Below are 26,088 nucleotides of genomic sequence, written 5' to 3'. Positions count from 1 at the left end.
GGCCGAAAAGCGAGAAGGCCGCGCTTGGGGCGCGGCCTTCTCGAAAACCTGGGCTGATCTAGTTAATCAGCGCTGGCGTCGGACATGGCGCGGCCCATCATCGTCGCGGATGCGACGGCGGTTGATGGTGCGGCGGTTGGTCCGGTTCAGCTTCATGGCGCGTGCCCATACAGCCGAACGGGCGGTGGTGTCAAGGACGAGTGTTCGACAGGATTAGATGCGCCCTGGTTTGCAGGTGACGGTCAATCCGGTATTCCGGGACAAACAGCATCATGGAGTGGGCCTTTGGCGGCACCGATCCAATTCCAGGAGATCTGCGCGATCCCGACCCTGCCAGGCTTTTCCATCGTCAGGAATGCCGTAGCGCACGACGGTTCGCTGCTGTTCCTGTTTGCCGAGATGTCTGCTGCCAAGTCTCTCTTTGAGACTTACGAGGAAGGCATCGGCGTGTTTCCACGAACGCGTGCGGCAGCCGCGGCGCGACTTTGTCTCGTGAGGGTGACGCCGGCGGCATCGCACACGATCGAGCTTCCAGAGCTCGATTTGACCTTTCCCGAGGTTGACGTCTTTCCTGACGGGCGAGTTCTTGTCGCGGGACCGCGATGTGAATGGCGAAGCGACAGTGATTTCGATCTCAATGGCGCGGTCGTCCAACCCGCCACCGGACAGGTCGCCCGAATACTGCTGGGGGACGGCATCAGCGCCGTTCAGATCGACGACCTTGGCCGCATCTGGGTCGGCTACCTGGACGAAGGCGTGTTCGGCAATTTTGGTTGGGGGTCTGGGAGCAGGCCGACACCGGTTGGCGCAGCCGGGCTTGTTTGCTTCTCCGACGCCGGCGAAAAGCTTTGGGAATTTCCGAATAACCACTCCTACTCGATTGCGGATTGTTATGCACTGAACGTGTCTGGAACCAACGCGATAGCTTTCTTCTACACGAAGTTTCCGATATGTCGGATCGATCGGGATTTCGAGGTCAGTTTTCGTACGACAAATCTAGCCGGGTGCCACACGTTTGCGGTATCTGACACAGAGGCCCTTTTCTCCGGTCAATACGGTGATCCGCCGGACGCCGCCTATCTTGGCAGGCTGTCTCCGGGGCGGCTATCGGATGTCAGGCGGTTGCGGATGTTGATGCCGGACGGATCAGCACGATCCGGTGGGCGCCTGGTGGCTCGCGGGAAGGCGCTCTATCATTTTGACGCGGAGAGAGTTTGTCGCTTCAGCTTAGACTAAGCCGTTGGCAGGATGGGGTGAGCGCGTCAGAACCCGGCGACGCTGCCGTGCAGATCGTATTCGTCGGAGCGTTCGATCTTCGCGGTGACGATCTCGCCGACCTTGAGTGGACGGCGGCTGGAGAGATAGACGGCGCCGTCGATCTCCGGCGCGTCGGCCTTTGACCGACCTTTTGCAACCGTCGGGCCGACTTCGTCGACGATCACCTGCTGGCGGGTGCCGACCTTGCGCTTCAGGCGCCGCGCCGAAATCTTCTGCTGCCGCGCCATCAGCGCGTTCCAGCGCTCCTGCTTGACCTCGTCCGGCACGGCATCGGGAATCGCGTTCGACGCGGCGCCGGCGACCGGCTCGTATTTGAAACAGCCGAGCCGGTCGATCTGGGCTTCCTCGAGCCAGTCGAGCAGGTAGGCGAAATCGGCATCCGTCTCGCCGGGGAAGCCGACGATGAAAGTCGAGCGCAAGGTCAGATCCGGGCACTGCTCGCGCCACTTCTGGATTCGCCGCAGCGTCTTCTCCTGCGCCGCGGGGCGCTTCATCGCGCGCAGCACGTCCGGGCTCGCATGCTGGAACGGGATGTCGAGATAGGGCAGCACCTTGCCCTCGGTCATCAGGCCGATGACCTCGTCGACATGCGGGTAGGGGTAGACGTATTGCAGCCGCACCCAGGCGCCGAGTTCGCCGAGCTCCTTCGCTAGGTCGAAGAATTTTGCGCGTACGCTGCGGTCTTGCCAGGGGCTCTCGGCATATTTCAGGTCGACGCCATAGGCCGAGGTGTCCTGCGAGATAACCAGCAATTCCTTGACGCCGGCCTTCACCAGCCGCTCGGCCTCGCGCAACACGTCGTCGGCCGGGCGCGACACCAGGTCGCCGCGCAGTTTCGGGATGATGCAGAAGCTGCAGCGGTTGTTGCAGCCCTCGGAAATCTTCAGATAAGCGTAGTGCCGCGGCGTCAGCTTGACGCCTTGCGGCGGCACCAGATCGAGATGCGGATTGTGCGCCGGCGGCAGCGCGCGGTGCACGGCCTCCAGCACGCTCTCATATTGCTGCGGACCAGTGATCGACAGCACGCCGGGGTAGGCCGATGCGATCTGCTCCGGCTCGGCGCCCATGCAGCCGGTGACGATGACCTTGCCGTTCTCGGCCATGGCCTCGCCGATCGCCGACAGCGATTCCTGCTTGGCGCTGTCGAGGAAGCCGCAGGTGTTGACGATGACGATGTCGGCGCCGTCATGCTTGCGCGCGAGCTCATAGCCCTCCGCGCGCAGCCGGGTGATGATGCGCTCGGAATCGACCAGCGCCTTGGGGCAACCGAGTGATGTGAATGAAATACGCGGCGCTCTTTCCATGTAGTCAACTCGTGGATATGTCTGGGTTGTTGAGACCAGCGGTCGTCAGGCGTCGATCTGCCGCAGGCTAAGCGGTCCTCTGCAGGTGCTCGACGGTCTCAATCAGTCGCTGTCTCATAGCAATCGTATCGAACAGAAACTGCCCACCCTCAGGCCGATACATCGCGAGCATTTCAACAGTCTGTTGCACATAGTCATCGTCTGGAAAACCATCGTCTAAGGCGACCTCGATCTTGTTCGCGGCACCGATGGAGCAGTCCGTGCCGGACACAAATCGCTGGATCAGCCGTTCAATTTCTGAGTTCATCGCCATTTTCAGAACTCATAACCTGTGTCATTTCTTCTTGGGAAGTGAGTGGGTGGCTCTTCTTGGGAAGTGAGTGGGTGGCCCAAAAAGTTTACATTCGTTGTCTCAGGAGCACCCCAAGGACACAAAGCTCACTTTCGGCGCGGCGGCCTCTTGCATATCTCTGAATCTGCCTGATTGATGGGCAGGAGCTAGTCCCAATTGCCGAGAATTACAACCCTTTCCGCACCGCCTCGGCATGATATGGATGAGTCTTGCCGGGTTCCTAAGAGTGGTCGATGAGCGCTGAATCGTCTCCCAAGATCGTCATAGTCGACGAGAGCCCGATCCGCGCGGCGATCCTCGAGGAGGGATTGCGGGAGGCCGGATTTACCGAAGTGGTTCATATCAGCGAGATGCAGAGCCTGCTCTCGCGGATCTACGCGGTCGATCCCGACATCATCGTGATCGACCTCGAGAACCCCAGCCGCGACGTGCTGGAACAGATGTTCCAAGTCAGCCGCGCCGTGCGCCGGCCGATCGCGATGTTCGTCGACCAGAGCGATGCCGCCTCGATCCAGGCCTCGGTCGAGGCGGGGGTTTCGGCCTACATCGTCGACGGCCTGAAGAAGGAGCGCATCAAGCCGATCCTCGACCTCTGCGTCTCTCGTTTCAACGCGTTCTCCAAGCTGCAGGACGAGCTCGACCGCACCAAGCATGCGCTGGAAGAGCGCAAGGTGATCGACCGCGCCAAGGGCATCCTGATGAAGCTGAAAGGACTGACCGAGGAGGAGGCCTACGTGCTGATGCGCTCGACCGCGATGCGCGAGAAGAAGAAAATCGGCGAGATCGCGCAATCGATCCTGACGGCGTCGGAGCTGCTGAAATGACCACACCCTTGCGCATCGGCTTCATTCCGCTGGTCGACGCCGCCGCGCTGATTGTCGCCGTCGACAAAGGCTTTGCGGCGGCCGAAGGCCTCGACATCACCCTGGTGCGGGAAGTGTCGTGGTCCAACGTTCGCGACAAGCTCAATATCGGCCTGTTCGGCGCCGCGCATCTGCTGGCGCCGGTCGCGATCGCCTCGAGCCTCGGGCTCGGCCATGTCAAGGTGCCGATCGCAGCGCCCTTCAATCTCGGGCTCAACGGCAACGCGATCACCGTGTCGCCGGCGCTGCATGCCGCGCTGATGGAGGAGATCGACGGCGACCGGTTCGATCCGATGGCGACCTCGCGCGCGCTCGCCCGCGTGGTGGCGAAGCGGAGGAAGGAGGGGACGGAGCCGCTGACCTTCGGCATGACTTTCCCGTTCTCGACCCACAATTACCAGCTGCGGTTCTGGATGGCCGCCGGCGGCGTCGATCCCGACGAGGACGTCCAGCTCGTGGTGCTGCCGCCGCCCTACATGGTGGACAGTCTCGCCAGCGGCCATGTCGACGGGTTCTGCGTCGGCGCGCCCTGGAATTCGATCGCGGTCGATCTCGGCGTCGGCCACATCCTGCATTTCGTCGCGGACATCCTGCCCAGCGCCGTCGAAAAGGTGCTGGCGGTGCGGCAAGACTGGTCGGAGAAGCATCCCGACGTGGTGACGTCGCTGGTGCGAGCGCATCTGCGGGCCGCTGATTTCATCGAGCAGCCGGAGAACCGGTCCGAGGTGGCACGCCTGCTTGCGCAGCCCGAGCGCATCGGCGTCGACGCCGAGGTGATCCAGCGCACGCTCGACGGCCGGCTCAAGATCTCGCCCGACGGCACCATGCGCGAAAGCAGCCGTTATCTGCTGGTCGGGCGCGAGGCGGCGGCGCGGCCGGATCCCGCGCAAGCGGCGTGGCTCTACGCCCAGATGGTCCGTTGGGGACAGACGCCATTCCGCGCGGACGCGCTGAGGACCGTGATGGCCGTGTTCAGGCCCGATCTGTACGATGCCGCCACAGGGACGGCGCCCGCCGATGGTGTCAGGACAATCAGCGCCTTCGCGGGGCCGCCATTCGATCCGAACGATGTCGCCGGCCATCTTGCGGCGTTCAGGATCGGGCGCTGGACCCCGTGAGGGTCCGGGCGGGTTCCCGACGCGTCAAATCCGACCGAATAGAATTCTCGGCCCTCGCAGCCGGGAGGAATATTCCTCTCGGAACCGAGTTCCCGGAGGGGCGGACCGCTATTTTTGCCGCCCGCTTGAAACCGCGCGTGAACGATATTCCATATGGCTTCAAATGGGGCGTTGGAGATCGACCATGCGCGAACTATCGGCGGAGGCCCGCCTGCACCTTTACGCGCGAAACATTTCACGGAAGACCGGCACTGGCGTTCATACCGCGGCGCTCTATAGCGCGTTCGCGGTGATTGCGGCCATCGTGTTCGGGACGTTGTCCGTCCATCCGTTCTGAGGCGTCAAGAAACCAGGAAGCCGCCGTCTGATGGCCTCAGACGGCGGCTTTCGTTTGTGAAAACGTAAATCGACTTCGCAGGGCGGGCGAAGCGGAGCGTGCCCTACGCAATGTCCTCGCGATCAGTAGCCGCGATAGCCGTAACCGTATCCATAGCCGTAGCCGTATCCGCCGCCGCAGGTGCTGCAGGTCTGCTGCACCGGCGCGTAGTAGGAATAGCCCGGCGAGACCATCTGCACGCGTTCCTGCGTGGCGTATTGCGGCGGGATGCGCTCATAGGCGATGCCTTCGGGCGCGACCATCACGGTCTTCGGCACCATCACGGTGCGATACTGTGCCGGCGTGCGATGCGTGACGACGCGGCCCGGCGCCACCATTACGGTTTCCTGCACCGTGCGATACTGCGGCGGCACGGTCTGCACCTGATAGCAGGTCGTGCAGGGCTGGGGCGGCGGCGTGTAGCAGCTGTAGCAGCCGGCGGAGGCCGCGTTGGTGAACGCGGCCGTGGCAACCGCGGCGATGGCAATCGAGAAGGTGGTGCGGAACATGCTTCGTACCCAATGTTCTGAGAGGAACGTGAAGGCTCGGAAGCTGCACCTATCAATCAAACGGCAAGTTTGGGTTTAAGAAGACTCTTAACGGAATCTAAAGGGCCGGCGCCGCCGCCGGCCCGTTCGCTTTGCGCGCACGCAACTCAATGCGCGGTCTTGAACGGCGCCACCGTGATGCCCGCGCTCTTCAGCGCCTCGCGCACGCCGCGTGCGATCTCGACGGCACCCGGCGTGTCGCCATGGATGCAGACGGTGTCGGTCTGCATCTTGATCACTTTGCCGGTGACCGAGACCACCGCGCCGTCTTGCACCATCCGCACCACGCGCTCGGCGATCGCCTTGGGATCGTGCAGCACCGCGCCGGGCTTCTTGCGCGACACCAGATTGCCGTTGTCCTCATAGGCGCGGTCGGCGAACACTTCGTGCGCCATGCGCAGATTGGCGGCTTCTCCGGCGCGCACCAGTTTCGAATTGGCGAGCACGACGAAGACGAGATTCGAGTCGACCGCCTTGATCGCATTGGCGATCGCCCTGGCCGTCATGTCATCCTCGCAGGCGACGTTGGAGATCGCGCCATGCGCCTTGACGTGGGTGACCTTGTGGCCGGCCGCGGTCGCGATCGCCTGCAAGGCGCCGATCTGGTAGGCGATTAGGTTCTCGATTTCCGACGAGGTCAGCCCCGGCATCGGGCGGCGGCCAAAACCGTGCAGGTCGCGATAGCCGGGGTGGGCGCCGACGCTGACGCCGCGCGCCTTTGCCAGCTCGACCGTCTTGCGCATGATGTCGGCGTCTCCGGCGTGATAGCCGCAGGCGACGTTGACCGAGGTCGCAAGCTCGATCATCGCAGCGTCATTGCCCATTTCCCAGGGGCCGAAGCTTTCGCCGAGATCGCAATTGAGGTCGATGGTTGAGGTCATGACGATCGATCCTTTTGTTGTTGAACGTTCTTGTTTGCGCATGATCTCATCGGAAAACCGCTTCACACGTTTCCGGATCGCGCGCTAGGGGACGGCTACCTGCCAGGTCGCGGCGTCGACGGCGCTGACCGCCTGGCCGGCGACGTTAGCATCTCTCAGCGCCTCGATGTTGAGGCTGAAATCCTCAATGGCGCGAAGGCGGTCGGGCAGGGAGTTCAGCAATTGCCGGAACCTGATCGCCTCGGCCTGCGCCTCCGCCATGGTCACCGCCTTGAAGCGGAACGGACGGCCGGCGGAGATCTGCGCGAAGCGGCCGAAATCGGCCGAGATCACCGTCGCGATCTTCGGATAGCCGCCGCTGGTGCCACGGTCCGGCATCAGCACGATCGGCTGACCGTTGCCGGGCACCTGGATGCTGCCGTTCACGGTGCCGTCGGAGACAATGTTGTGGCCATCGAGGTGCTTGATCACAGGACCTTCGAGCCGGTAGCCCATGCGGTCGCTCGTGGCCGAGATCTTCCACTCGCTGTCGAGGAAGAGCTGCTTTGCATCCTCGGCAAACTCGTCGTCCTGCGGACCGAACAACACACGGATCGGCGCGTCGGTGGCAGGTGGCAGTTCGATCCGGCGTTCGGCGGTGCCGCTCGCAGGCTGCGTCGTCAGCTCGTCGCCGCTCTGCAGCGGCCGCGTATAGGGGCTGCCGAGCCCGGCACGCGCATTGACCGAAAGGCTGCCGAACATCGGCTCGCCCGCAATGCCGTGCTCGATCGCGAGGTAGCTGAACGAGCCACCGCGGGCAAAGCCGAGGTTGAGGGTCTCACCATCGGCCAGTGTCGCCGAACTGTGCGATGCGACCGGCCGCCCGCCGATGTCGGCGTTGCGCGCCGCGCCGGCGAGGGCGATGCGCACGGCACCGCCGCGCGCGGTGAAGGCGGCGCCGAACGGGCCGATCTCGACCGCGGCGGCGAACAGCTCGTTGCCGACCAAGGTGTTGGCGGCGGCCAGCGCCAGCCGGTCCATCGCGCCGCTCGGCACCAGGCCGTAGCGCTGCGAGCCGGGGCGTCCGGCGTCCTGCACCGAGCTGGCCGGGCCGATCGAGGTGACGACGAGCTTGCTCATGGCGCGACCTGCTCGGCGATCAGCTCCCCGGCCTCGGCGGCGCGGTCCTGCTCGGCAAACGTCTTGGCGTCCACCGCCGTGAAGGTGATGGCGTCGCCCGGCTCGAGCAGGAAGATCGGATCGCGGTGCAGCTGGTAGGTTCTGACCGCGGTGCGGCCGAGCAGATGCCAGCCGCTGGGCCCCGCGAGGCATTGCACGCCGGTTTGGATGCCGCCGATCGAGATGGTGCCGGCCGGGGTCAGCAGCCGGGGATCCTTGCGGCGGGGCATATGGAGGGATTTTTCCAGCCCGCTGAGATAGGACCAGCCCGGCGTGAAGCCAATCATGGCGACGCGGTAGTCGCCGGCGACGTGGCGCGCGACGATATCGTCCGGCGTCGTGTTCAGGGCCTTCGCCACGTCCTCGAGATCGATGCCGTTCTCGCCGCCATAGGCGACCGGGATGCGCCAGCGCCGCGTTCCGGCCGCGGTCGGCAGCGCCTTGGCGGCCCGCGCCAGCAGTTGCTCGCCGAGTGCGTCGAAGCCGATCTCGACCGGATCGTAGTGCACCAGCAGCGAGCGATAGGTCGGCACGGTCTCCGTGGTGCCGGCGATCGGCTCGGCCGCGATGATGCGGTCGAGCGCCAGCACGCGCCGGTTGGCGGCATCGTCGATGGTGCGGCTGAACTCCACCGTGATGGCGGCATCGCCACTCGGCAGAAGGCGGGGAGGGCTCAGGGTTTCAGGCATCGGATCAAGCGGACTCGTTGGCCATCAAGCTAGCGTGTTTCGATGCCGGAAGGAATTCGCCTCGTGCAAAATGGTGCAGCAACTTCAATAAATTAATCGGCATGCAGGCGATAAGTTTGGATGATCGCAAGATTTTCCTCGAGCCCTTGACGCGAGGGCCTTGCCCGGCAACATGCGCCCGTCATTTCCTCCCATCGGAGCACTCTTTCCAGATGTCCCTGTCCGCCGAAGCGATCGCGACGCTGTCGCACGTGTCCACCGCCACCATCACCACGGTCCTGCTCAAGAAGGGACTGCGCAACATCTGGATGCGCGGCACCAAGCCGCTGAAGCCGGGGCAGAAGCGGCTGGTCGGACCCGCCTTCACGCTGCGCTTCGTGCCGGCCCGCGAAGATCTGGCGACGCCGGAGTCCTGGTCGTCGCCGATCTCGACCCGCACCGCGATCGAGGCGATGCCGCAAGGCTGCATCGCCGTGGTCGACGCCATGGGCATCACCGACGCCGGCATCTTCGGCGACATCCTCTGCGCGCGCATGGTCAAGCGCGGCGTGGCCGCGCTGATCACCGACGGCGTGGTGCGTGACGTCGAAGGCGTGCTCGGCACCGGCTTGCCGGTGTGGTGCGACGGCTACGCCGCGCCGCCATCGGTGGCCGGCCTGACCTTCGTCGGCTGGGGCGAGCCGATCGGCTGCGGCGGCGTCGCGGTGTTCCCGAACGACGTCGTGGTCGCCGACCAGGACGGCGCGGTGCTGATCCCGCAGGCCTTCCTCGATCACGTGCTGGCCGAAGGGCCGGAGCAGGAACGGATGGAGGCCTGGATCGTCAACGAGGTGAACAATGGCGCCCAGTTGCCGGGCCTTTATCCGATGAATGCCGAGACCAAGGCGCGCTACGCCGCCAGCAAGAAATAACTTCAAGAGAGCGAGGTAACCTCATGGATATCCACGTTGCCGGCACGCGGCCGACCCGTCGCGCGCCGAGCGAGAACTTCACCGGCACGGTCCTCCAGGACCCGATCAACATGGCGCCTGCGCCGGCGCGGCTGAACGCCTCGCGGGTGTCGTTCGAGCCCGGCGCGCGCACCGCCTGGCACACCCATCCGCTCGGGCAAACGCTCTATGTGATCTCCGGCATCGGCCGCGTGCAGGCCAAGGGCGGTCCGATCAGGGAAATCCGCCCCGGCGACGTGGTCTGGATCCCGCCGAACGAGAAGCACTGGCACGGTGCCTCGCCCGGCAACAGCATGACCCATATCGCCATGCAGGAGGCGCTCGACGGCGTCTATTCGACCTGGATGGAGCACGTCACCGACGAGGAATACAACGGCAAGGTCGGGTGAAGGCAAGCCCGGATGGAGCGCAGCGAAATCCGGGCTACGGCAAAGCTCAATTCACCCGCGTTCAGGTCTGGCGCCGCAGAACATCGGATGCAGGGACCCCGGGCTCGAACCTATGCGAACCGGCGCATCTCGGAACGTGATCCAAATCACTTCAAGGACGTAAGTCGTGGTGCAGCGGGCCCCGGTTCGATGGCCGGATCGGAGCCTGTTTTCAGTTGCACGGCAGCGGCAATTGTTCGCAGCGCGAGGCACCGCGCTCGTCGCGCGGCTATTCGAACCACGCCGCGTAGATCTTCTTGTACGTGCCGTCCTCGCGCACGATGTGCAGCCACTGGTCGACGAATGCCTTGAGCGCGAAGTCGCGCTGCATCCAATAGGCCTTCTCGGAGAAGTCGAACGGCTTGTCGGGATGCACCGCGCAGAGCACGCCAGGATGCAGCTTCTGCTGATAGCGCGTCTCCGACGCGTCGGTCATCATCAGGTCGGCATCGCCCTTGGCGATCTCGTCGAAGATTTTGGTGTTGTCGTCGAACATGCGGATGTCGGCGCTCTTCACATGGGCGCGAGCGAAGCGCTCATTGGTGCCGCCGGGATTGACGATGACGCGGGTGCCGGGCTTGTCGATCTCGGCGAGCGTCTCGTACTTGGCCTGATCGGCGCAGCGCGCGATCGGCGTCTTGCCCTCGCGCATGATCGCGGTCGAGAACAGGCCCTTCTTCTGCCGGTCGAAGGTGATGGAGACACCGCCCATCGCGATGTCGAAATTGTCGGCCTCGAAGTCCTTCATCATCTGTGGCCATGAGGTCGGCACGAACTCGACCTTGACGCCGAGCGCCTTGCCGAGCGCCTGCGCCATGTCGACGTCGAAGCCGCGGAACGCCTTGGTCTCCTTGTCGAGCGAGGTGAAGGGCAGGTAGTCGCCGGTCATGCCGACGCGCAGCGTGCCGCGCTTGACGATATCATCGAGCCGGGAGGGAGCCTGCTGCGCCTGGGCGGTGGATACCAGCAAAGCCAGAGCGAGGGCGGTCAGCGCGCGAAGCATCAATTTCTCCGTCAATTCCGATGACATGTCGTCGCCGAGCATTTAGACCGGCCCAACCATGGTGTCATCACCCGGCTTGAACCGAGTGATCCAGTATCCCAGGGGCGGCAGTGTGAGTGGGGACCCATTGCATCCGCGGGCCCCCGAGTATTAGTGGCGCTGCGTCGATCTGGCGGGCAAATATCGGCCAGCAGCGTGAAGCTGCACATCGGGACGGTAGAAGAGAAAAAATAGTTGGAGCTAGACTAGTCCTGGCCGCCGTTCTCCCGCTCCGGCGTGAGAGCGGCAGGCGCCGTTCGGCTGATCATCTCCTGCTTGAAATGCTCGAAGCGCTGGCGCGCCGCGGCCTCGCGGTCGTCGACGAACCTGATCGCGGCGTCGCGGTCCATCGGACCGTTGACGTGCGGGGATGAGCCTTCGCCGAAGGTCTCGTCGACGTAGTAGCGGCCGGCGTCCTCGCGCACCGTCCAGCGGAAGCGCAGCGCGGCAATCGGACCGGGGCCGACCTTGGAATAGCCATTGGCCTCGACCGGCCGGACCGGTTCGGGCTCGGGTTGCGATTCAGGCGCCGGCGGCTCGGGTTCTCCCTGCGCGGATGCTGACGCCGGCTCGGGCCGTGCCTCCGGTGCGATGGAGTCGGGAAGGGGCGGCGGCATCGCGACCGCCGGCGGCTCCTCAGCGGCAGCGGGTGCAGCGGGCGCACTCTCGGCAGGCTTGTCGAGTGCCTTGTCCGCCGTTTTGGGCGGGGCAGTGGTCTGATCGAGAATGCTTGCGATCGCGGCAAGCGCATTGTCGGTCGGATCATTCACGGTTCAGTCTCCCAGCACAGGGCCGCCGGCCGAGTCGCGCCGACGCTGTTCCTATCTACCTGATCTGACTGCGCTTTGTAAGCTAGGCGCAGACCGGCGGGCGCTTGTCCTTCCAGGGGCGGACCTGCTCGAGCTGGCCGGCGAGGCGGAACAGGAGGCCCTCCTCGCCGAGCTTGGCGGCGAACATCACGCCGAGCGGCAGTCCGGCCTTGTTCCAGGCCAACGGCACCGACATCGCCGGCTGGCCGGACATGTTGAACATCGAGGTGCCCGGAATGTAGCGGCGCAGCAGCGGCGCGACATGGCTGAGGTCCTCGGACATCGTGTTCAATTCGCCGATCCGGACCGGTGGCAGGCACAGGGTCGGGCTGAGGAAGATGTCGCAGCCCTCGAAGAAGGTCGCCAGGGCGCGCGAGATCTGGAACGCGGCGAGCTGTGCGGCGACATAGTCGACCGGCGTCAGCTTGAGCGAGTTCTGCGCCATCGCGAGCGTCAGGTATTCGACGTCATCATTCGTCAGGGTGCGGTTCATGCGCTGCTCGAGCAGGCGGAGCGTCAGCGCGGTGTTGCTGCCGACGATGGTGGTGATCGCGGCGGCAGGGTCGGCGGCGAGCGGCGGGGCGCGCTCCTCGACGTGATGGCCGAGCCCCGCCAGCAGTTTTGCAACATCGCGGATCGCTTCCGCGATCTCCGGGTCGATTGCATCGCCATAGGGAGATTTGTCGGTGAAGCAGATGCGCAGGCGGCCGGGATCGCGGCCGACTTCCTGTGAGAACGGCCGCTCCGGCGGCGGCGCGACATAGGGGCTCGACGGCTCGGGACCGTGGACCGCGTCCATCATCACCGCGCTGTCGCGGACGCTGATGCTGACGACATGGCCGACCGCGAAGCCGCCCCAGCCTTCGCCGCGATCGGGGCCGACCGGATTGCGCCCCCGCGTCGGCTTCATGCCGAATACGCCGGAGGCGGCGGCTGGGATACGGATCGAGCCGCCGCCGTCGCTGGCATGCGCCACCGGCAAGATACGCGCTGCGACCGCGGCAGCGGCGCCGCCGGACGAGCCGCCCGAAGAATGGTCGAGATTCCAAGGATTGCGGGTCGGGCCGAACAAGCGGGATTCCGTGGTCGGCATCAGGCCGAATTCCGGGCTCGCGCTCTTGCCGAAGATCGCAAGGCCAGCATCGAGGAAGCGCTGGGCCAGCGTGGAATTGTGATCGGCGACGAAGTCCTTCAACAGGGTTGCGCCCCACGTCGTGCGGGTGCCATCGAGCGGATCGAGGTCCTTCAGCAGGAACGGCACGCCGGTGAAGGGACCGTCGGGCAGGCCGCGTGCGATCTGACGCTCGGCGTAGTCGTAATGTTTGACGACGACGGCGTTGATCTGCGGATCGACCTTCGCGGTGCGGGCGATGGCCTCGTCGAGCAGTTCCTTAGGCGTCACGTCTTTCTTGCGGACGAGCTCGGCCAGACCGACCGCGTCATAGTTACCGAATTCCTTGAAGCTCATGGGCATGCTCCGCGGCGCCGGGCCGATCTGCTGCGCATCGGTCCCGGCGTGAACGAGGATGGCTGACAACTCAGCCGAGGACGTCCTGATTGATCACGTTCTGGCGCAGCGGAGCGCCGTCCAGCACACTCAGGATATTGCGCGCGGTCTGCTCGCTCATGCGCTCGACCGCCTCGACCGTGACACCGGCGACGTGCGGCGCCATGATCACGTTGGGCAGCGCATGCAGCGGCTGGCCGACCGGCGGCGGCTCGACCTCGAACACGTCGAGACCGGCGCCCGCGAGCTTGCCAGACACCAGCGCGTCGTACAGCGCCCGCTCATCGACGATGCCGCCGCGCGCGGTGTTGATGAGATAGGCGGTCGGCTTCATGTGGCGCAGCCGCGCCGCGTTGAACATGCCGACGGTCTCCGGCGTCTTCGGGCAATGGATGGTGACGAAGTCGGCGCGCGACAGCGCGGCGTCGAGATTCGGTACCGCCTCGCAGCCGGCTGTCGTGATCTCGCTGGCGGGCTTGTAGGGATCGTAGACCAGGACGTTCATCTCCATCGCCAGGCAGCGCTTCGCGGTGCGGGTGCCGATGCGGCCGAAGCCGACGATCAGCACCGTCTTGCCATAGAGATCGAACGGCAGCACGCCGAGCCGGTTCGCCCAGGTGCCTTCCTTGACCATCCCATGCATCTCCTGCGCACGCTTGGCGAGCGTCAGCATCATGAACAGCGCCTGCTCGGCGACCGAGGGAGAATTGGCGGTGCCCGCGACCATCAGCGGCACCTTGCGGCGGGACAGCGCCGGCACGTCGACCGCGTCGAAGCCGACGCCGATCCGCGTCACCACCAGCATGCCGCTCGAGGACTCGAGCTCAGCCTCGCCGAATGGAGTAGCGCCGAGCGCCACGCCATGGACCGGCGCATGCTGGGCCAGCATGGCCTGGAAATCCTTCGACGAGATCAGGTTGGGAAACTCGATGACCTCGAGGTCGTCCCGTTCGTTGAGAAGCGCCCGGGCTCCCGCGGAGAAAGTCTGGGTGATGAAGATCTTCTTCTTGTTGGTGGCCATTTCCTGCCCATGAGGTTTCTTGTGCGCCGTCACAGCACGGCGCCGGTCACCTCGTTTAGCAAATGCATATTGTTGAGGTCCACAGCCAATCGGAGTGGGCCGCCATCCTGCGCCCCGGCATTGGGATTGACCCGGCCGCAGACCTGGGTGCCTTCGAGCGTGAAATAGACCAGGGTCTCCATGCCCATCGGCTCGGTGACGTCGAGCACCGCATCGAACGGCTCGATGCCGGGCTCGGCATGCGGCCGCGCCTCGGTGATGTGCTCGGGCCGGATGCCAAGCAGCAGCTTGTCGGTTCGCGGCACCGCTTGATAGCGCGCGGCGCGGGCCGGCGGCAGTGGGAAGGCGAGGCGGTCGGTCAGCCGCACATGCAGCTTGCCACCGACATCCTCAAGCCGACACGGCACGAAGTTCATCGCGGGCGAGCCGATGAAGCTCGCGACGAACTTGGTCGCCGGCTTGTGATAGAGTTCGTTGGGCGTGCCGATCTGCTCGATCCTGCCGTGGTTCATCACCACGACGCGGTCGGCCAGCGTCATCGCCTCGACCTGGTCGTGGGTGACGTAGACCGTCGTGGTACGGACCTTCTGGTGCACCTTCTTGATCTCGATCCGCATCTGCACGCGCAGCTTGGCGTCGAGGTTGGACAGCGGCTCGTCGAACAGGAACACCTTCGGATTGCGCACGATGGCGCGGCCCATCGCCACGCGCTGGCGCTGGCCACCTGAGAGCTGCTTCGGCTTGCGGTCGATCAGGTCGGTGATGTCGAGCATGCGGGCGGCTTCGGTGACCCGGCTCTTGATCTCGGCCTTTGGGTAGTTCTTCAGCCGCAGCCCGAACGACATGTTCTCGGCCACCGTCATGTGCGGGTACAGCGCATAGTTCTGGAATACCATTGCGATGTCGCGGTCCTTCGGCGGCACGTCGTTGACGACGTCGCCGCCGATCATGATGTCGCCGTCGGAGATGTCCTCGAGGCCGGCGATCATCCGCAAGGTCGTCGACTTGCCGCAGCCCGACGGGCCGACCAGCACCACGAACTCATGGTCGGCGATGTCGAGATCGATGCCGCGCACCGCCTCGACGTCGTCATAACGCTTCACCACCTTGCGCAACGTCACGTCAGCCATGAATCCTTACCTCGTGTTCAACCCTTTGTCGCACCGGCGGTCAGGCCGGCAATGTAGTAGTCCATCAGGAAGGCGTAGATGATCAGCGGCGGCGCGGCGCCGAGCAGGGCGCCGGTCATGATCTGTCCCCAGTTGAAGACGTCGCCCTTGATCAGGGTGGTGATGATGCCGACCGGCAGCACCAGCTGGTCGGTCGAGGTGGTGAACACCAGCGGATAGAGGAACTGGGCCCAGGACACCGTGAAGGCGAAGATCGTCGCCGCGATCAGGCCGGGCAGCGCGACCGGGATGAAAATCCGCGTCAGCGTCTGGAACCAGCTCGCGCCGTCGATGATCGCGGCCTCATCGAGCTCCTTCGGGATCGAGGCAAAATAGCCGATCATGATCCAGGTGCAGAACGGCACCGTCAGCGTCGGATAGATCAGCAGCAGCACGTACCAGCGATTGATCAGCTGGATGCCCGTCCAGTCGCCGAACACCGCGAACATCTTGAACAGCGGAATGAACAGCAGGGTGTCCGGAATGAGGTACGTCAGGAACACGCCGGTGGCGAGCGTCGCCGAGCCCCAGAACTTCATCCGCGCCAGCGCGAACGCCGCCGGTACGCTGATCAGCATCGTGATGGTCACGACGATGATCGAGACCCAGGCCGAATTCCAGAAGAAGCGCAGGAACTGGTTCGACGTCAGAAGCCCGATATAGTTCTCCAGCGTCGGGTGGTAGACCCACCACGGATTGGTCGCCGCCGAGATCTCGGCGCTGCTCTTCAGCGACGTGACCAGCATGTAGAGTGGCGGCGTCAGCGAGAAGATCGCGAACAGCACCAGGAAGAAATACGACCAGCGCAGCGCCCAGGCGCGGTCGCGGCTCATGCTGCCGTACTTCACCTTGCGGGTCGGTCCGGACTTGTCGATCGTCATCGTGCTCATCAGGCTTCATTCCCGCGTTTGGAGATATCGCGCAGGATGAAGATCGCCGCGACTGCCAGGATCGGCACCATGAACAGCGACACGCTGGCGCCGAGCGGCACGTCGCTGCCCTCGATGCCGACGCGGAACGCCCAGGTCGCGAAGATGTGGGTGTGGTCGAGCGGCCCGCCGGCGGTCAGGATGCGCACGATGTCGAAATTGGCGAAGGTCACGATCAAGGAGAACAGCGTCGTGATCGCGATGATGTTGCGCATCATCGGCAAGGTCACGTACCAGATGCGCTGCCACCAATTGGCGCCGTCGATCGCCGCCGCCTCATAGAGCTGCTCGGGCACCGATTTCAGCGCTGCCAGATACATGATCATGAAGAACGGCGCGCCATACCAGACGTTGACCAGGATGACGGAGAAGCGTGCCCACATCGCATCGCCGGTCCACGGGATCGGTCCGATGCCGAAGAAGGACAGCGTGTAGTTGAAGGCGCTGTAGGACGGGTCGAACAGCCACAGCCAGGCCAGCGTCGACATCGCCGGCGGGATCACCCACGGCACCAGCAGCATGCCGCGCCATTTGCGCTGCTTCTTGGCGGGCACGTTGTGGACGAAATGCGCGACGATGAAGCCGATCAGCGCTTTGAAGACCACCGCCGAGATTGCGAAGATGCAGGACTGCTTGACGACCAGCCAGAAGGTGTCGCGCTTGAACAGGAACTCGAAATTGCCGAAGCCGACGAACTTCGCCATCGACTTGTTCAGCGTCGCCAGATGCAGGGAATAGAAGGCCGGGTAGACCACGAGGATCAGGATCAGGAGGATCAGCGGCAGCGTCATCACGAACGCCACCGTCGATTTGCGCCGCAGCGCGTTGCGCAAGCCGCCGCGCTTGCGCGTCGCCTGGGCGCCCGCGACACGGTTAGGCTGGAATGTCACATCAACCATGACACAGGTTCCTCGCGTGGGTTGGTCGAACAGGCCCTCGGCCCGGTCGGCGAACATTTCGGGACGGCGCAGCGCGTGCGGCCGCCGCGCCGGCAGCCGCACGCAGGCTTGCGTCCGTCAGCTCCGCATGAAGCCTTCGCACTCGCCCTCGGCCCAGGCGAGCGTCTTCTCCATCGCCTCGCCCTGGTGATATCTCAGGCACATCTTGGTGAGCGTGGCCTGGAAGTAGATCTGCTGCGCCACCTTGGGCGGTGCCGGCGAGGCTGCGATCGACAGGGTCTGGTGCTTGTAAGGGTTCGGGTAGTGAAAGAGCGTGCCCTTCGGCGGCCCTTCTTCCTGCCAGACCTTCAACGTCGTGAGCTTCTCGTAGGCCGGCAGGTCGTAGCCGCCGCTCGCCACGCACATCTTCTCGATCGAGGCGGGCTTCGACAGATGCACCAGCAGGCTCTTCGCCGCCTCCTTGTTCTTGGAGAAGTTCCAGATGCTCCAGAAGTAGGGCAGATACGGCGCGAATCGTCCCTTCGGGCCGGCCGGGAAGCCGTGGGTCCAGCATTGCTCGGCAACCTGTGGCGCATCGCGCTTGGCAACTGCCCAGGCGCTCGGCGGATTCATGATCAGCGCGCCCTTGCCGGAGACCAGCCATTTGTTGTTCGACGCGTCGTCCCATGCCGAGACATCCGGCGGCAGGAAGCCGATCAGCTTCTTGTAAAATTCCAGCGCCTGGCGCACCGCGTCGGTCTTGACGGTGAGGTTGCCCTTGGCGTCGACGAGGTGTGCGCCGAACGACTGGAAGATCGCGCCGGCGGTATCGACATTGTCACTGGTCTCCCCGAGCCCGATGCCGAACGGGAAGCCGGCCTTGTGGCAGGCTTCGGCCGCCTTGAGGAAGGTGTCGAACGTCCAGTTGTCCGCCTTCGGCGGGCTGCCGGCCGGATACATCTCCTGCACGTCGATGCCCGCATGCTTCTTCATCAGGTCGATGCGCGAGCAGGGGCCCTTGATCTGGCTGCCGACGGAGGCGGGAACGCCGAGCCATTTGCCGTCGAGCTGACCGAGATACTGCACCGTGCCGTTGACCGCGCCATTCTCGGCGATGATCGGGCCCATGATGTCGTCGACGCGCTCAAGCTGTTCGGAATTGGAGTGGCACCACCAGGTCGGCATCGCGAAGATGTCGTGACCGGATTTCGCCTGCGCCTCGGCGGCGATGGTCAGGATGTTCTTGTTGCCCTGGCTGGGCACGTAGTCGATCGTGACTTCGACCTTCTCCTTCTCGGCCCATGCCTTGACGAGCTCCTCGGACGCCTTGTTGGCGCCGGGCACCCAGTGATCCCAAAAGGCCATCGAGAGTTTGCCGGCAGCATACGCGCCACGCACGTAAGGAGCAGTTATCAGCGCGGCCGATGATAGCGCTGTCGCAGCAACGAATTGTCGTCGTGAAAGCTTCTTCCGTGACATGGCGTTCCCTCCCTGGTGAGCCGACGGACAAAGACTTTGGAAATCTCGGTTGTTTTATTTTTTTATGCGCCGCGTTCGCGGCGTCTCGAGACCTCGTTGTTGTAATCAGAACAGAATTGCCGCCGTCTGTCGAGAAAGCAGATGCTCGTGCGCGTAGAACTAATGTTGTGGTCAAAACGCAGGCAGCGCGTCTTGCAGGACTGCAATTGCAGGCCGTTTGTGATGTCTCGCGTTTCATGCTGCGCCGCACGCAAACGACAGCGCAATCATCGGGTAGGCACGGTGCGCGGTTGAGCCGCAGGCCGCACCGGTCGGAGCGCGGTCGTCATCGCACCGCCGACGGCGCGGGCGATAGACTTGATGGAGTCCGGGACGATAACATCCGGATTCGTCGACGTCCCACCCTGAGCCGTTCCACCATCGATCATGGAGATCCGATCATGCCCATCCCGGTAGCGAAACTGCGCATGCGATGGCAACTGTGCGTCGCGCTCGGGGCCGCCGCCGTCGCGCTTGGCGCCACGCCTGATATCGCCGAGGCGCAAATCGTGCAGGGCGTCGAAAAGGGCGCACGCGAGGGCAGCAAGGCGGCCGGACCGGTCGGCGGCGTTCTCGGCGGGGCCATCGGCGGCGTCGTCGGGGTGGTGACCGGCGTCACCGGCGTGTTCACCGGCAACAATGGCAACACGCCAAGCAGCAATGCTGCCAATGGCAAGAACGCGCCGGCAACCGGCGACAAACAGGGTGCCAAAGGCAGCAAATCCGCCAAGGCCGGCAAGGACAAGGGCGCCAAGCCGCAACCGACCGTGCTGACCCAGCCTGGGGCGCCGCAGCTCACGGCCGAGCAGATCGTGGCCAACAGCGACGCCAACATCGAGCGGATCAAGAAGGAGCTCAACCTGACGCCGGAGCAGGAGGAGCACTGGGCCGGATTCAACAGCGCGATGCATTATCTCGGCCACAACGGCGCCGACCGGCTCAACTTGCGGATCGCGCGCGCGCAGCGCGATCCGCCTGATGACATTATCGAGCAGATGCGCAACGAGGCCCAGTTCCTCAACGACCGGGCGGTCGATCAGCGTAACGTCGCCGATGCCGCCGAGCCGCTGTATGCGAGCCTCGACGACAAGCAGAAGCAGGTGTTCATCACGGAAATGGTTCGCCTCAGCCACGAGCGCGGGCTGGATTGATTGCCGAGGCAAGTGGGGACGAATAGCCGGGCCACCAGGCCCTGGGGTAGGGGTTGAAAGGCGCGGCACCCGGCTATTCTGCCGCAGCGGCGCGGCGCGGTTACATCGTCATTCAATGTTGAAGAAAAGCCGACCGGATCGCGCCCGAGTGATGGCCGAGTCGCGGCGTTGTCGGGAACCGGTTGTGCAACTGCAATCGGCCGGTGAGTAGCCGGCCGATCACTGAGATTCCGGACGGCGATTCAGGCCTTTGGGAAGTTCAGCTCGACGCCGATGCCGTCGGGGTCGTAGAGGAAGATCTGGGTGTCGCCGGTGCGCGGCACGATCTGCTCGCGGAACGCGACGTTCCTCGCCGTGAGGCGCTTGCGCACGCCGTCGAGATCGGTGGCGGCGAAGGCGATGTGGTCGAGGCGGCCGGTGTCTTCATACTTCTTCTCGGTGCCGCGGACCACAATGCCCTCGCGGGGCTTCCGGGTGCCCATCAGATGGACGGTGGCTTGGCCGCCGGAATAGAGCCAGTAGCCGGGGAAATCGAGCGGCGGCCGATCACCGTTCTCGAGCCCGAGCACATCGCAATAGAAGTCCTTGGTGCGCTCAAGATCCTGCGGTTCGATGGTGTAATGCTGTAGTCCGCCCAATGGCATGGTTCGTCTCCTTGAGAAACCGGATCACACGAAGCTGAGGTCGGCCTCGGCGCCCAGCATCCAGGCGCCGACGGTCTCGAAATGGCTGAGCCGGCCCTGCAATTGCTGGGTCACAGTATGGATGTCGCGGAAGCGCCTTTCCAGCGGATGACCATCGAAGATCGCGGTGGCGCCAGCGGCATTGTAGGCGAAGTCAACCGCCTCGCGCGCCTTGTGGATCGCGTGCGTCGCCGCCATCCGAATGGTGATGCGTTGGGCGACCGTGATGCTGTTGCCGGCAACCAGGTCCTTCCAGATGTCGGCCATCGATTGCAGCAGGAAGGCGCGGGCGGCGCGCAGGTTGACCTCGGCCTGGGCGAGGCCGGACTGCACCACCGCGTTGTCGCGAAGCGTCTTCTTCATGCCGCGCGGCACCTTGTTGCGGGCGACGTCGACGAATTGATCCAGCGCGCTGCGGGCGATGCCGCAGGCGACCCCGGCGAAGCCGACCTGATAGCAGGTGTGGTTGCTCATCCGGTACAGCGGGCCGGTCTCGCGGCACTCGCGGTCGAATTCACGGGTGATGGAATGATCCGACCGCACGAAGAAATCGTTCAGAGCGAACTGGTCGCTGGCAGTGCCGCGCAGGCCGACCGTGTTCCAGATGTCGGTCCATGCGACGTCCTCGGTGCGCACCAGCATGGTGCGCTCGAGCTGCTCGCCATTGGAGTCACGGCGCGGCGTGCCGTCCGCGGCATAGATCGGGCAGTGCGCGCCGAGCCAGGTGGCGTGCCGTCCGCCCGAGGCGAACGCCCAGACGCCGGTGACGCGGTAGCCGCCCTCGCACTCGATCGCCTTGACCTTCGGACCGGGCCCCCAGGCCAGCACCGCGCGCGGGTCGGCGAAGATCTCCTGTGCCACCGGCAGGTCGAGATAGGCGGCCGACATCGCACAGCCGCCGGCCTGGCTGAGGCACCACGCCGTCGAGGCATCGGCCTTCGCGATCGCCTCGATGACGTGGAAGAAGGTGACGGGATCGGTCTCGATCCCGTCGGTCGAGCGCGGCAGCAGCAGGCGGAACAGCCGTGCCTTATGCAGCCGGTCCAGCAGGTCGGGCGGCAGGCGCCGGGTCGTCTCGATATCGTCGGAGGCCGCCGCAACGGCATCCTGGATCGCCTCGGCTCGGGCGATCACGTCCTGATCGCCCGCAAGATCGGCGGAGGTAGTGTTCATGGCTGCCACCGTCACGCCTGGCGGATCTTCGCGGCAGCCGCGACGTCGGCCGTGGCGTTCAATTCCCGGTCGATCTGCTCGATCGACTTGCCGCGCGTCTCCATGCCGAGGAAGAAATAAACGGCGCCCGCCATCAGGAACCAGCAGCCGAGATAGACGAAGGCGGTCGGGATCTGCGTCATCGGCACATCCGGCTTGAGGTAGTTGTTCGAACCGACGATCAGGGCAAGGCCGACTGGTCCGATGATCTTGCCGATGCCGCCGAAGCCATAGGCCGAGCCCATGCCGGTGGTGCGCAGGTGCGACGGCCAGACCTCAGCTGCGTAGGGCCCGACGATGGCAAAGCCGCCGTCGGCGAAGAAGAACGCGGCGGCCAGCACCAGCCAGAATGCCGATAGACCGAACAGCGTCGAATCGTAGTGATAGCCGGCGATGATGGTCAGCGCGCCGGCGCCGAAGCCGAGCAGGCCGCCGGCGATGCGCCGGCCCATCAACTCGGAGAAATAGGAGAAGGAGACGCGGCCGATGAAACCGGTGGCGCTGAGCAGGATCATCATCTTGGCGGCCTCCTGCGGCGTGACCTTGAGCAGCAGCACGAACAGCGCCGGGGCCCACAGCGTGATGCCGTAAACGCCGGTCTGCGCGCCGGCATTGCCGAACCAGGAGACGATCAGGCTGCGCGGGTATTTGAACAGGTCGAACCAGTTGGTCCTGACGATCGGGCCGGCGTCGGCCGCGCTCGGCAGCGGCAGCTCCGACGGCGGCACCTGCAGCGCCCACGCCAGCGACTTGCGGGCTTCCTCATAACGACCTTGCCGGCACAGCCAGCGCGGCGACTCCGGAACCCAGATCCGGACCAGCAGCACCATCAGCGAGGGCAGTACGCCGATCGCGAACAGCAGCCGCCACTGGTCGGAGCCCATGACGGCGCCGAGCACGGCCCCGAGCCCGACTCCAAGCGGGATCACGCAGGTGACGAGCCCGCCGACCCAGCCGCGCTTGTGCGAAGGCATGAACTCCTGAACCAGCGGCAAGTCGACACAATACAGGCCGCCGACGCCGGTGCCGACGAAGAAGCGCAGGATTGCCAGATAGATCCAGCCATTGTCGGGCGTGAAATAGAGCAGGCCGGTCGCGATCGAGAAGTTCAGCACGGTGCCGATGAAGACGATGCGGCGTCCGACCCGGTCAGCCAGCCAACCCCAGACATAGGCGCCGAGGATGGCGCCGATGCCGGAGCTCATCAGCACGACGGCCGACTGGCCGAAGGTGAGTTTCCATGGGCCGATCAGGAAGGCGAGCACGAAGCCGATCAGGAAGTAGTCGAAGAACTCGAGCGCATCACCGATGATGGCTGCCGCAAGGATCTTGATCTGGTTGCCGGTCAGAGTCGTCCGGCGATCGAGAATCTCGAACATGGCGTCTCCCCATGGCGCCTGTTCATTGTTCTTGACCGGGGCGTCGCGCCAGCGCTCCACGGATGAGGCGAGGCTATCGTTGCCGGCCTGCGAACGACAAGCCCGCTCCGGCGCGGGGCTCATCTGCATTGAAGCGATACGCGAGGCGCTTACTGCTGCGCACAAATCGCGGTGCAAAAGGCGGATGATCGGGCCAGGAGTTGACTCAGTCGGGATCAATCGCCAAGCCTTGGCGCAGACGCTCACGGGCCAAAGCCGGATGGATGAGAAGCGCAAACATCCGCGTGCCGAGGTCAACGAACCCGCCTACATTTCGTCGGGTGGTTCGGTGATGCCTTGCGTCGTCGTGAATATCTCCCCCGAAGGGGCCGCCATCGAGGTCGACAACCCGGCCTATGTCCCGCATCGCTTTCGCCTGGTGATGGCTGATGACGCTTCGGTCATCTATGAGTGCCAGGTGATCTGGACCAAGAAAACCCGGGTCGGACTGAGTTTCGTGGCGACCGCCTGACGATCAGAAAAGGGTGCATTGCAAAAGACGACCTCGGCGCGTCCTTGTCGATCGCGCGCCGAAGCCGTCAGGGATGTCGTTTGCCGATTACGAACGCCAAATGAACGCAACGAGGGGCGGCTTCGTTCCGGCGGCCGCCACGATTTTCGCGCGGCCGCGTCAGCGCCACATGCCGCGCATCCTGGCGTGGATGTCGATTGGCGGAGCGCGGCGTGCCGAGCCAGGCTCCGCCGCAGCCACGCGCGGCCAGACGGTTCGCTCGAACGCCGGCAGCAGCTTCTCCGGAATGAAGCGGGTGCGCGAGGCGTACATGTGGCGATCGCCCTTGGCAGCCTGCCCGTGGACGAAGAAGCGTTGCGGCACCATCAGGTGCAGATCGTCCTTGGCGCGGGTCATCGCGACGTAGAGCAGGCGGCGCTCCTCTTCGAGTTCGGCCGAGGTGCCGGCGCCGAGGTCGGACGGCATACAGCCGTCGACCACGTTGAGCACATAGACCGACTTCCACTCCTGGCCCTTGGCGGAATGGATCGTCGACAGGATCAGATAGTCCTCGTCCAGCAGCGGCACGCCGGCCTGGTCGCTGGTGGCATCCGGCGGATCGAGCGTCAGCTCGGTGAGGAAACGCTCGCGCGACGGGTAGCCGGCCGCGATCTGCTCGAGCTGGATCAGGTCGGCGCGGCGGACCTCGCTGTCCTCATGGATGCGGTCGAGATGCGGCTCGTACCACAGCCGCGCCCGTTCGAGGTCGACTGGCCATTCCGAGTGGCGCAGGTTCTCCATGGTCTCGACGAACAGCCGCCAATCGGCGCCAGCACGAGGCGGCGAGGGCAGTGCGACGAGCGCCGCGATCGGATCGGCAGCCTCTGCGAGGCGGTCGAGCACCCGTTGCGCCGAGGCCGGTCCGACGCCCGGCAACAAATGCAGGATCCGAAAGCCGGCGACGCGATCGCGCGGATTGGCGGCGAAGCGCAGCAGCGCCAGCATGTCCTTGACATGGGCGGCGTCGAGGAATTTCAGGCCGCCGAATTTCACGAATGGGATGTTGCGCCGGGTCAGCTCGATTTCCAGCGGTCCGGAATGCGAGGAGGTGCGGAACAGCACGGCCTGGTGCTTGAGCAGCACACCTTCCTCGCGGCTCGCCAGCACCTGCTCGACGATGTAGCGGGCCTGATCGGCCTCGTCGCGGATCGTGACCAGCAGCGGCTTGCGCGTCGAGACGCGGTCGGTCCACAGGTTCTTGGTGAAGCGCTCTTTGGCGAGCGAGATCACGCCGTTGGCAGCCGAAAGGATCGGCTGCGTCGAGCGATAGTTGCGGTCGAGCGTGACGATCTCGGCCGCAGGGCTGAACTGGCCCGGGAAGTCCAGGATGTTGCGCACGGTCGCGGCGCGGAACGAATAAATCGACTGCGCGTCGTCACCGACCACGGTCAGGCCGCGCCCCTTGGGCTTGAGCGCCAGCAGGATCGAGGATTGCAGGCGGTTGGTGTCCTGATATTCGTCGACCATCACGTGATCGAAGCGGCCGCCGATCTCGTCGGCCAGCGCGGAATCGGTCACCATCTGCGCCCAGTAGAGCAGGAGGTCATCGTAATCGAGCACGTTCTGCTGCTGCTTGGTCTCGACATAGGCCGCGAACAGCCGCTTCAGTTCGCTGGCCCAGCCTGCGCACCAGGGGAAGTACTGGCCGAGCACCGCCTCGATCGGCAGCTCCGCGTTGACGCAGCGCGAATAGATCGCAAGGCAGGTGCCCTTGGTCGGAAAGCGGCTTTCGGTCCTGGACAGGCCGAGGTCGTGGCGGACCAGGTTCATCAAGTCGGCGGAGTCCTCGCGGTCGTGGATCGAAAAGGCGGGATCGAGCGCGATGTATTCGGAGAATTCGCGCAGCAGGCGTGCGCCGATGCCGTGGAACGTACCGGCCCAGCTCAGCGCATCGGTCATGACGCCGGCGCGCTCGCCGAGCACCCGGCGTGCGATGCGCTCGACACGCGCCGCCATTTCGCCGGCCGCGCGCCGCGAGAATGTCATCAGCAAGATGCGGCGCGGATCGGCGCCGGCGACGATCAGATGCGCGACGCGATGCGCCAGCGTGTTGGTCTTGCCGGAGCCGGCGCCCGCGATCACGATCAGCGGAGCGCCGATGGTTCCCTGTGGCCCGATGCCGTGCTCGACCGCGCGGCGCTGCTCGGGATTGAGCGCATCGAGATAGGTTGCGTTGGCAGGATCAGGCACGAATCACCCCCATCAGACGCTAACAGACATCGCCATGATTGGGGCCGGCGCAGCGGCGGGGCCGCAAAGAAATTCGATTGACATTGTCGCGCCGCAGAGCACAAC

The 26,088-nt window shown here is 64.8% G+C and carries 26 protein-coding genes; 8 read left to right on the top strand and 18 right to left on the bottom strand.

Going from position 1 to position 26,088, the window contains the following annotated elements:
• The first annotated feature begins 84 nt into the window (after positions 1–84).
• Positions 85–1,236 (top strand): hypothetical protein, encoded by a 1,152-nt coding sequence (locus J6500_RS00510; protein WP_225710716.1) that lies wholly within the window; start codon positions 85–87, stop codon positions 1,234–1,236.
• A 26-nt stretch (positions 1,237–1,262) separates the two neighbouring features.
• Here J6500_RS00510 and rimO read toward each other — a convergent pair whose 3' ends face one another.
• Both rimO and J6500_RS00500 read right to left on the bottom strand, forming a co-directional pair.
• Positions 1,263–2,582 carry a 30S ribosomal protein S12 methylthiotransferase RimO gene (gene rimO / locus J6500_RS00505; protein WP_225710715.1) on the bottom strand — a complete coding sequence of 440 codons (1,320 nt, stop codon included), beginning with the start codon at positions 2,580–2,582 and terminating at the stop codon, positions 1,263–1,265.
• 67 nt (positions 2,583–2,649) lie between these two features.
• Entirely contained in the window at positions 2,650–2,895 is a 246-nt protein-coding gene (locus J6500_RS00500) for a hypothetical protein (RefSeq protein ID WP_225710714.1), read from the bottom strand.
• A 272-nt stretch (positions 2,896–3,167) separates the two neighbouring features.
• Between J6500_RS00500 and J6500_RS00495 the strand changes: the two genes are divergently transcribed.
• The 3 genes from J6500_RS00495 (at position 3,168) to J6500_RS00485 (ending at position 5,252) form a co-directional block, all read left to right on the top strand.
• Positions 3,168–3,758: an ANTAR domain-containing response regulator gene (locus J6500_RS00495; RefSeq protein WP_225710713.1), complete on the top strand. Its 591-nt coding sequence runs from the start codon at positions 3,168–3,170 to the stop codon at positions 3,756–3,758.
• Positions 3,755–4,915: a CmpA/NrtA family ABC transporter substrate-binding protein gene (locus J6500_RS00490; RefSeq protein WP_225710712.1), complete on the top strand. Its 1,161-nt coding sequence runs from the start codon at positions 3,755–3,757 to the stop codon at positions 4,913–4,915. Before J6500_RS00495 ends, J6500_RS00490 begins: the two co-directional genes overlap by 4 nt.
• A 184-nt stretch (positions 4,916–5,099) precedes the next feature.
• Positions 5,100–5,252 (top strand): hypothetical protein, encoded by a 153-nt coding sequence (locus J6500_RS00485; RefSeq protein ID WP_225710711.1) that lies wholly within the window; start codon positions 5,100–5,102, stop codon positions 5,250–5,252.
• A 122-nt stretch (positions 5,253–5,374) separates the two neighbouring features.
• Here the strand turns inward: J6500_RS00485 and J6500_RS00480 are convergent, their stop codons facing one another.
• The 4 genes from J6500_RS00480 to pxpB form a co-directional block, all read right to left on the bottom strand.
• Positions 5,375–5,800: a hypothetical protein gene (locus J6500_RS00480; RefSeq protein WP_225710710.1), complete on the bottom strand. Its 426-nt coding sequence runs from the start codon at positions 5,798–5,800 to the stop codon at positions 5,375–5,377.
• A 146-nt stretch (positions 5,801–5,946) separates the two neighbouring features.
• Positions 5,947–6,720 (bottom strand): LamB/YcsF family protein, encoded by a 774-nt coding sequence (locus tag J6500_RS00475; RefSeq protein ID WP_225710709.1) that lies wholly within the window; start codon positions 6,718–6,720, stop codon positions 5,947–5,949.
• 84 nt (positions 6,721–6,804) lie between these two features.
• On the bottom strand, positions 6,805–7,839 hold the full coding sequence (locus tag J6500_RS00470; RefSeq protein ID WP_225710708.1) for a 5-oxoprolinase subunit C family protein: 1,035 nt from the start codon (positions 7,837–7,839) through the stop codon (positions 6,805–6,807).
• The gene (pxpB, locus tag J6500_RS00465) at positions 7,836–8,567 is read right to left on the bottom strand and encodes a 5-oxoprolinase subunit PxpB (protein ID WP_225710707.1); all 732 of its coding nucleotides are present in this window, start codon (positions 8,565–8,567) and stop codon (positions 7,836–7,838) included. The genes J6500_RS00470 and pxpB overlap by 4 nt, the downstream gene beginning before the upstream one ends.
• 212 nt (positions 8,568–8,779) lie before the next feature.
• Here pxpB and J6500_RS00460 point away from each other — a divergent pair, with 212 nt between their 5' ends.
• Positions 8,780–9,478, top strand: a complete 699-nt coding sequence (locus tag J6500_RS00460) for a ribonuclease activity regulator RraA (RefSeq protein WP_225710706.1) — start codon at positions 8,780–8,782, stop codon at positions 9,476–9,478.
• Positions 9,479–9,501: 23 nt separating this feature from the next.
• A complete protein-coding gene (locus tag J6500_RS00455; protein ID WP_225710705.1) occupies positions 9,502–9,906 on the top strand; it encodes a (R)-mandelonitrile lyase in 405 nt (134 codons plus the stop codon).
• 268 nt (positions 9,907–10,174) lie between these two features.
• On the opposite strand, the gene J6500_RS00450 is transcribed toward J6500_RS00455, so the two are convergent.
• The 8 genes from J6500_RS00450 to J6500_RS00415 all read right to left on the bottom strand — a co-directional run bounded on the left by J6500_RS00450 (position 10,175) and on the right by J6500_RS00415 (position 18,779).
• Positions 10,175–10,948, bottom strand: a complete 774-nt coding sequence (locus tag J6500_RS00450) for a transporter substrate-binding domain-containing protein (protein ID WP_225710704.1) — start codon at positions 10,946–10,948, stop codon at positions 10,175–10,177.
• 245 nt (positions 10,949–11,193) lie between these two features.
• The gene (locus J6500_RS00445) at positions 11,194–11,757 is read right to left on the bottom strand and encodes a hypothetical protein (protein ID WP_225710703.1); all 564 of its coding nucleotides are present in this window, start codon (positions 11,755–11,757) and stop codon (positions 11,194–11,196) included.
• Between the two features lie 82 nt (positions 11,758–11,839).
• Positions 11,840–13,264 carry an amidase gene (locus J6500_RS00440; RefSeq protein WP_225710702.1) on the bottom strand — a complete coding sequence of 475 codons (1,425 nt, stop codon included), beginning with the start codon at positions 13,262–13,264 and terminating at the stop codon, positions 11,840–11,842.
• 70 nt (positions 13,265–13,334) lie between these two features.
• On the bottom strand, positions 13,335–14,324 hold the full coding sequence (locus J6500_RS00435; RefSeq protein ID WP_225710701.1) for a hydroxyacid dehydrogenase: 990 nt from the start codon (positions 14,322–14,324) through the stop codon (positions 13,335–13,337).
• Between the two features lie 29 nt (positions 14,325–14,353).
• Entirely contained in the window at positions 14,354–15,454 is a 1,101-nt protein-coding gene (locus J6500_RS00430; RefSeq protein WP_225710700.1) for an ABC transporter ATP-binding protein, read from the bottom strand.
• Positions 15,455–15,471: 17 nt separating this feature from the next.
• Positions 15,472–16,383 carry a carbohydrate ABC transporter permease gene (locus tag J6500_RS00425; RefSeq protein ID WP_225710699.1) on the bottom strand — a complete coding sequence of 304 codons (912 nt, stop codon included), beginning with the start codon at positions 16,381–16,383 and terminating at the stop codon, positions 15,472–15,474.
• Positions 16,383–17,321: a carbohydrate ABC transporter permease gene (locus tag J6500_RS00420; protein WP_225710698.1), complete on the bottom strand. Its 939-nt coding sequence runs from the start codon at positions 17,319–17,321 to the stop codon at positions 16,383–16,385. Before J6500_RS00420 ends, J6500_RS00425 begins: the two co-directional genes overlap by 1 nt.
• Positions 17,322–17,438: 117 nt before the next feature.
• Positions 17,439–18,779, bottom strand: a complete 1,341-nt coding sequence (locus tag J6500_RS00415; RefSeq protein ID WP_225710697.1) for an ABC transporter substrate-binding protein — start codon at positions 18,777–18,779, stop codon at positions 17,439–17,441.
• A 440-nt stretch (positions 18,780–19,219) separates the two neighbouring features.
• On the opposite strand from J6500_RS00415, the gene J6500_RS00410 reads away from it, so the two are divergent.
• A complete protein-coding gene (locus J6500_RS00410) occupies positions 19,220–19,969 on the top strand; it encodes a Spy/CpxP family protein refolding chaperone (protein WP_225711046.1) in 750 nt (249 codons plus the stop codon).
• A gap of 242 nt (positions 19,970–20,211) precedes the next feature.
• Here J6500_RS00410 and J6500_RS00405 read toward each other — a convergent pair whose 3' ends face one another.
• Genes J6500_RS00405 through J6500_RS00395 form a run of 3 tightly spaced genes read right to left on the bottom strand, consistent with a single transcriptional unit; the run spans position 20,212 to position 23,243 of the window.
• Entirely contained in the window at positions 20,212–20,613 is a 402-nt protein-coding gene (locus J6500_RS00405) for a VOC family protein (RefSeq protein ID WP_225710696.1), read from the bottom strand.
• Between the two features lie 24 nt (positions 20,614–20,637).
• Positions 20,638–21,825, bottom strand: coding sequence for an acyl-CoA dehydrogenase family protein (locus J6500_RS00400; protein WP_225710695.1), 1,188 nt, complete (start codon positions 21,823–21,825; stop codon positions 20,638–20,640).
• An 11-nt stretch (positions 21,826–21,836) separates the two neighbouring features.
• Positions 21,837–23,243 carry an MFS transporter gene (locus tag J6500_RS00395; protein WP_225710694.1) on the bottom strand — a complete coding sequence of 469 codons (1,407 nt, stop codon included), beginning with the start codon at positions 23,241–23,243 and terminating at the stop codon, positions 21,837–21,839.
• A gap of 229 nt (positions 23,244–23,472) precedes the next feature.
• Here J6500_RS00395 and J6500_RS00390 point away from each other — a divergent pair, with 229 nt between their 5' ends.
• Positions 23,473–23,754, top strand: coding sequence for a PilZ domain-containing protein (locus J6500_RS00390; RefSeq protein WP_225710693.1), 282 nt, complete (start codon positions 23,473–23,475; stop codon positions 23,752–23,754).
• Between the two features lie 159 nt (positions 23,755–23,913).
• Here the strand turns inward: J6500_RS00390 and J6500_RS00385 are convergent, their stop codons facing one another.
• Positions 23,914–25,983 (bottom strand): ATP-dependent helicase, encoded by a 2,070-nt coding sequence (locus tag J6500_RS00385; RefSeq protein ID WP_225710692.1) that lies wholly within the window; start codon positions 25,981–25,983, stop codon positions 23,914–23,916.
• Positions 25,984–26,088 lie beyond the last annotated feature (105 nt).

It is taken from the genome of Bradyrhizobium semiaridum (genome assembly GCF_020329505.1).
Taxonomy (GTDB): Bacteria; Pseudomonadota; Alphaproteobacteria; order Rhizobiales; family Xanthobacteraceae; genus Bradyrhizobium; species Bradyrhizobium semiaridum.
This window is presented reverse-complemented; position numbering and strand designations above follow the sequence as displayed.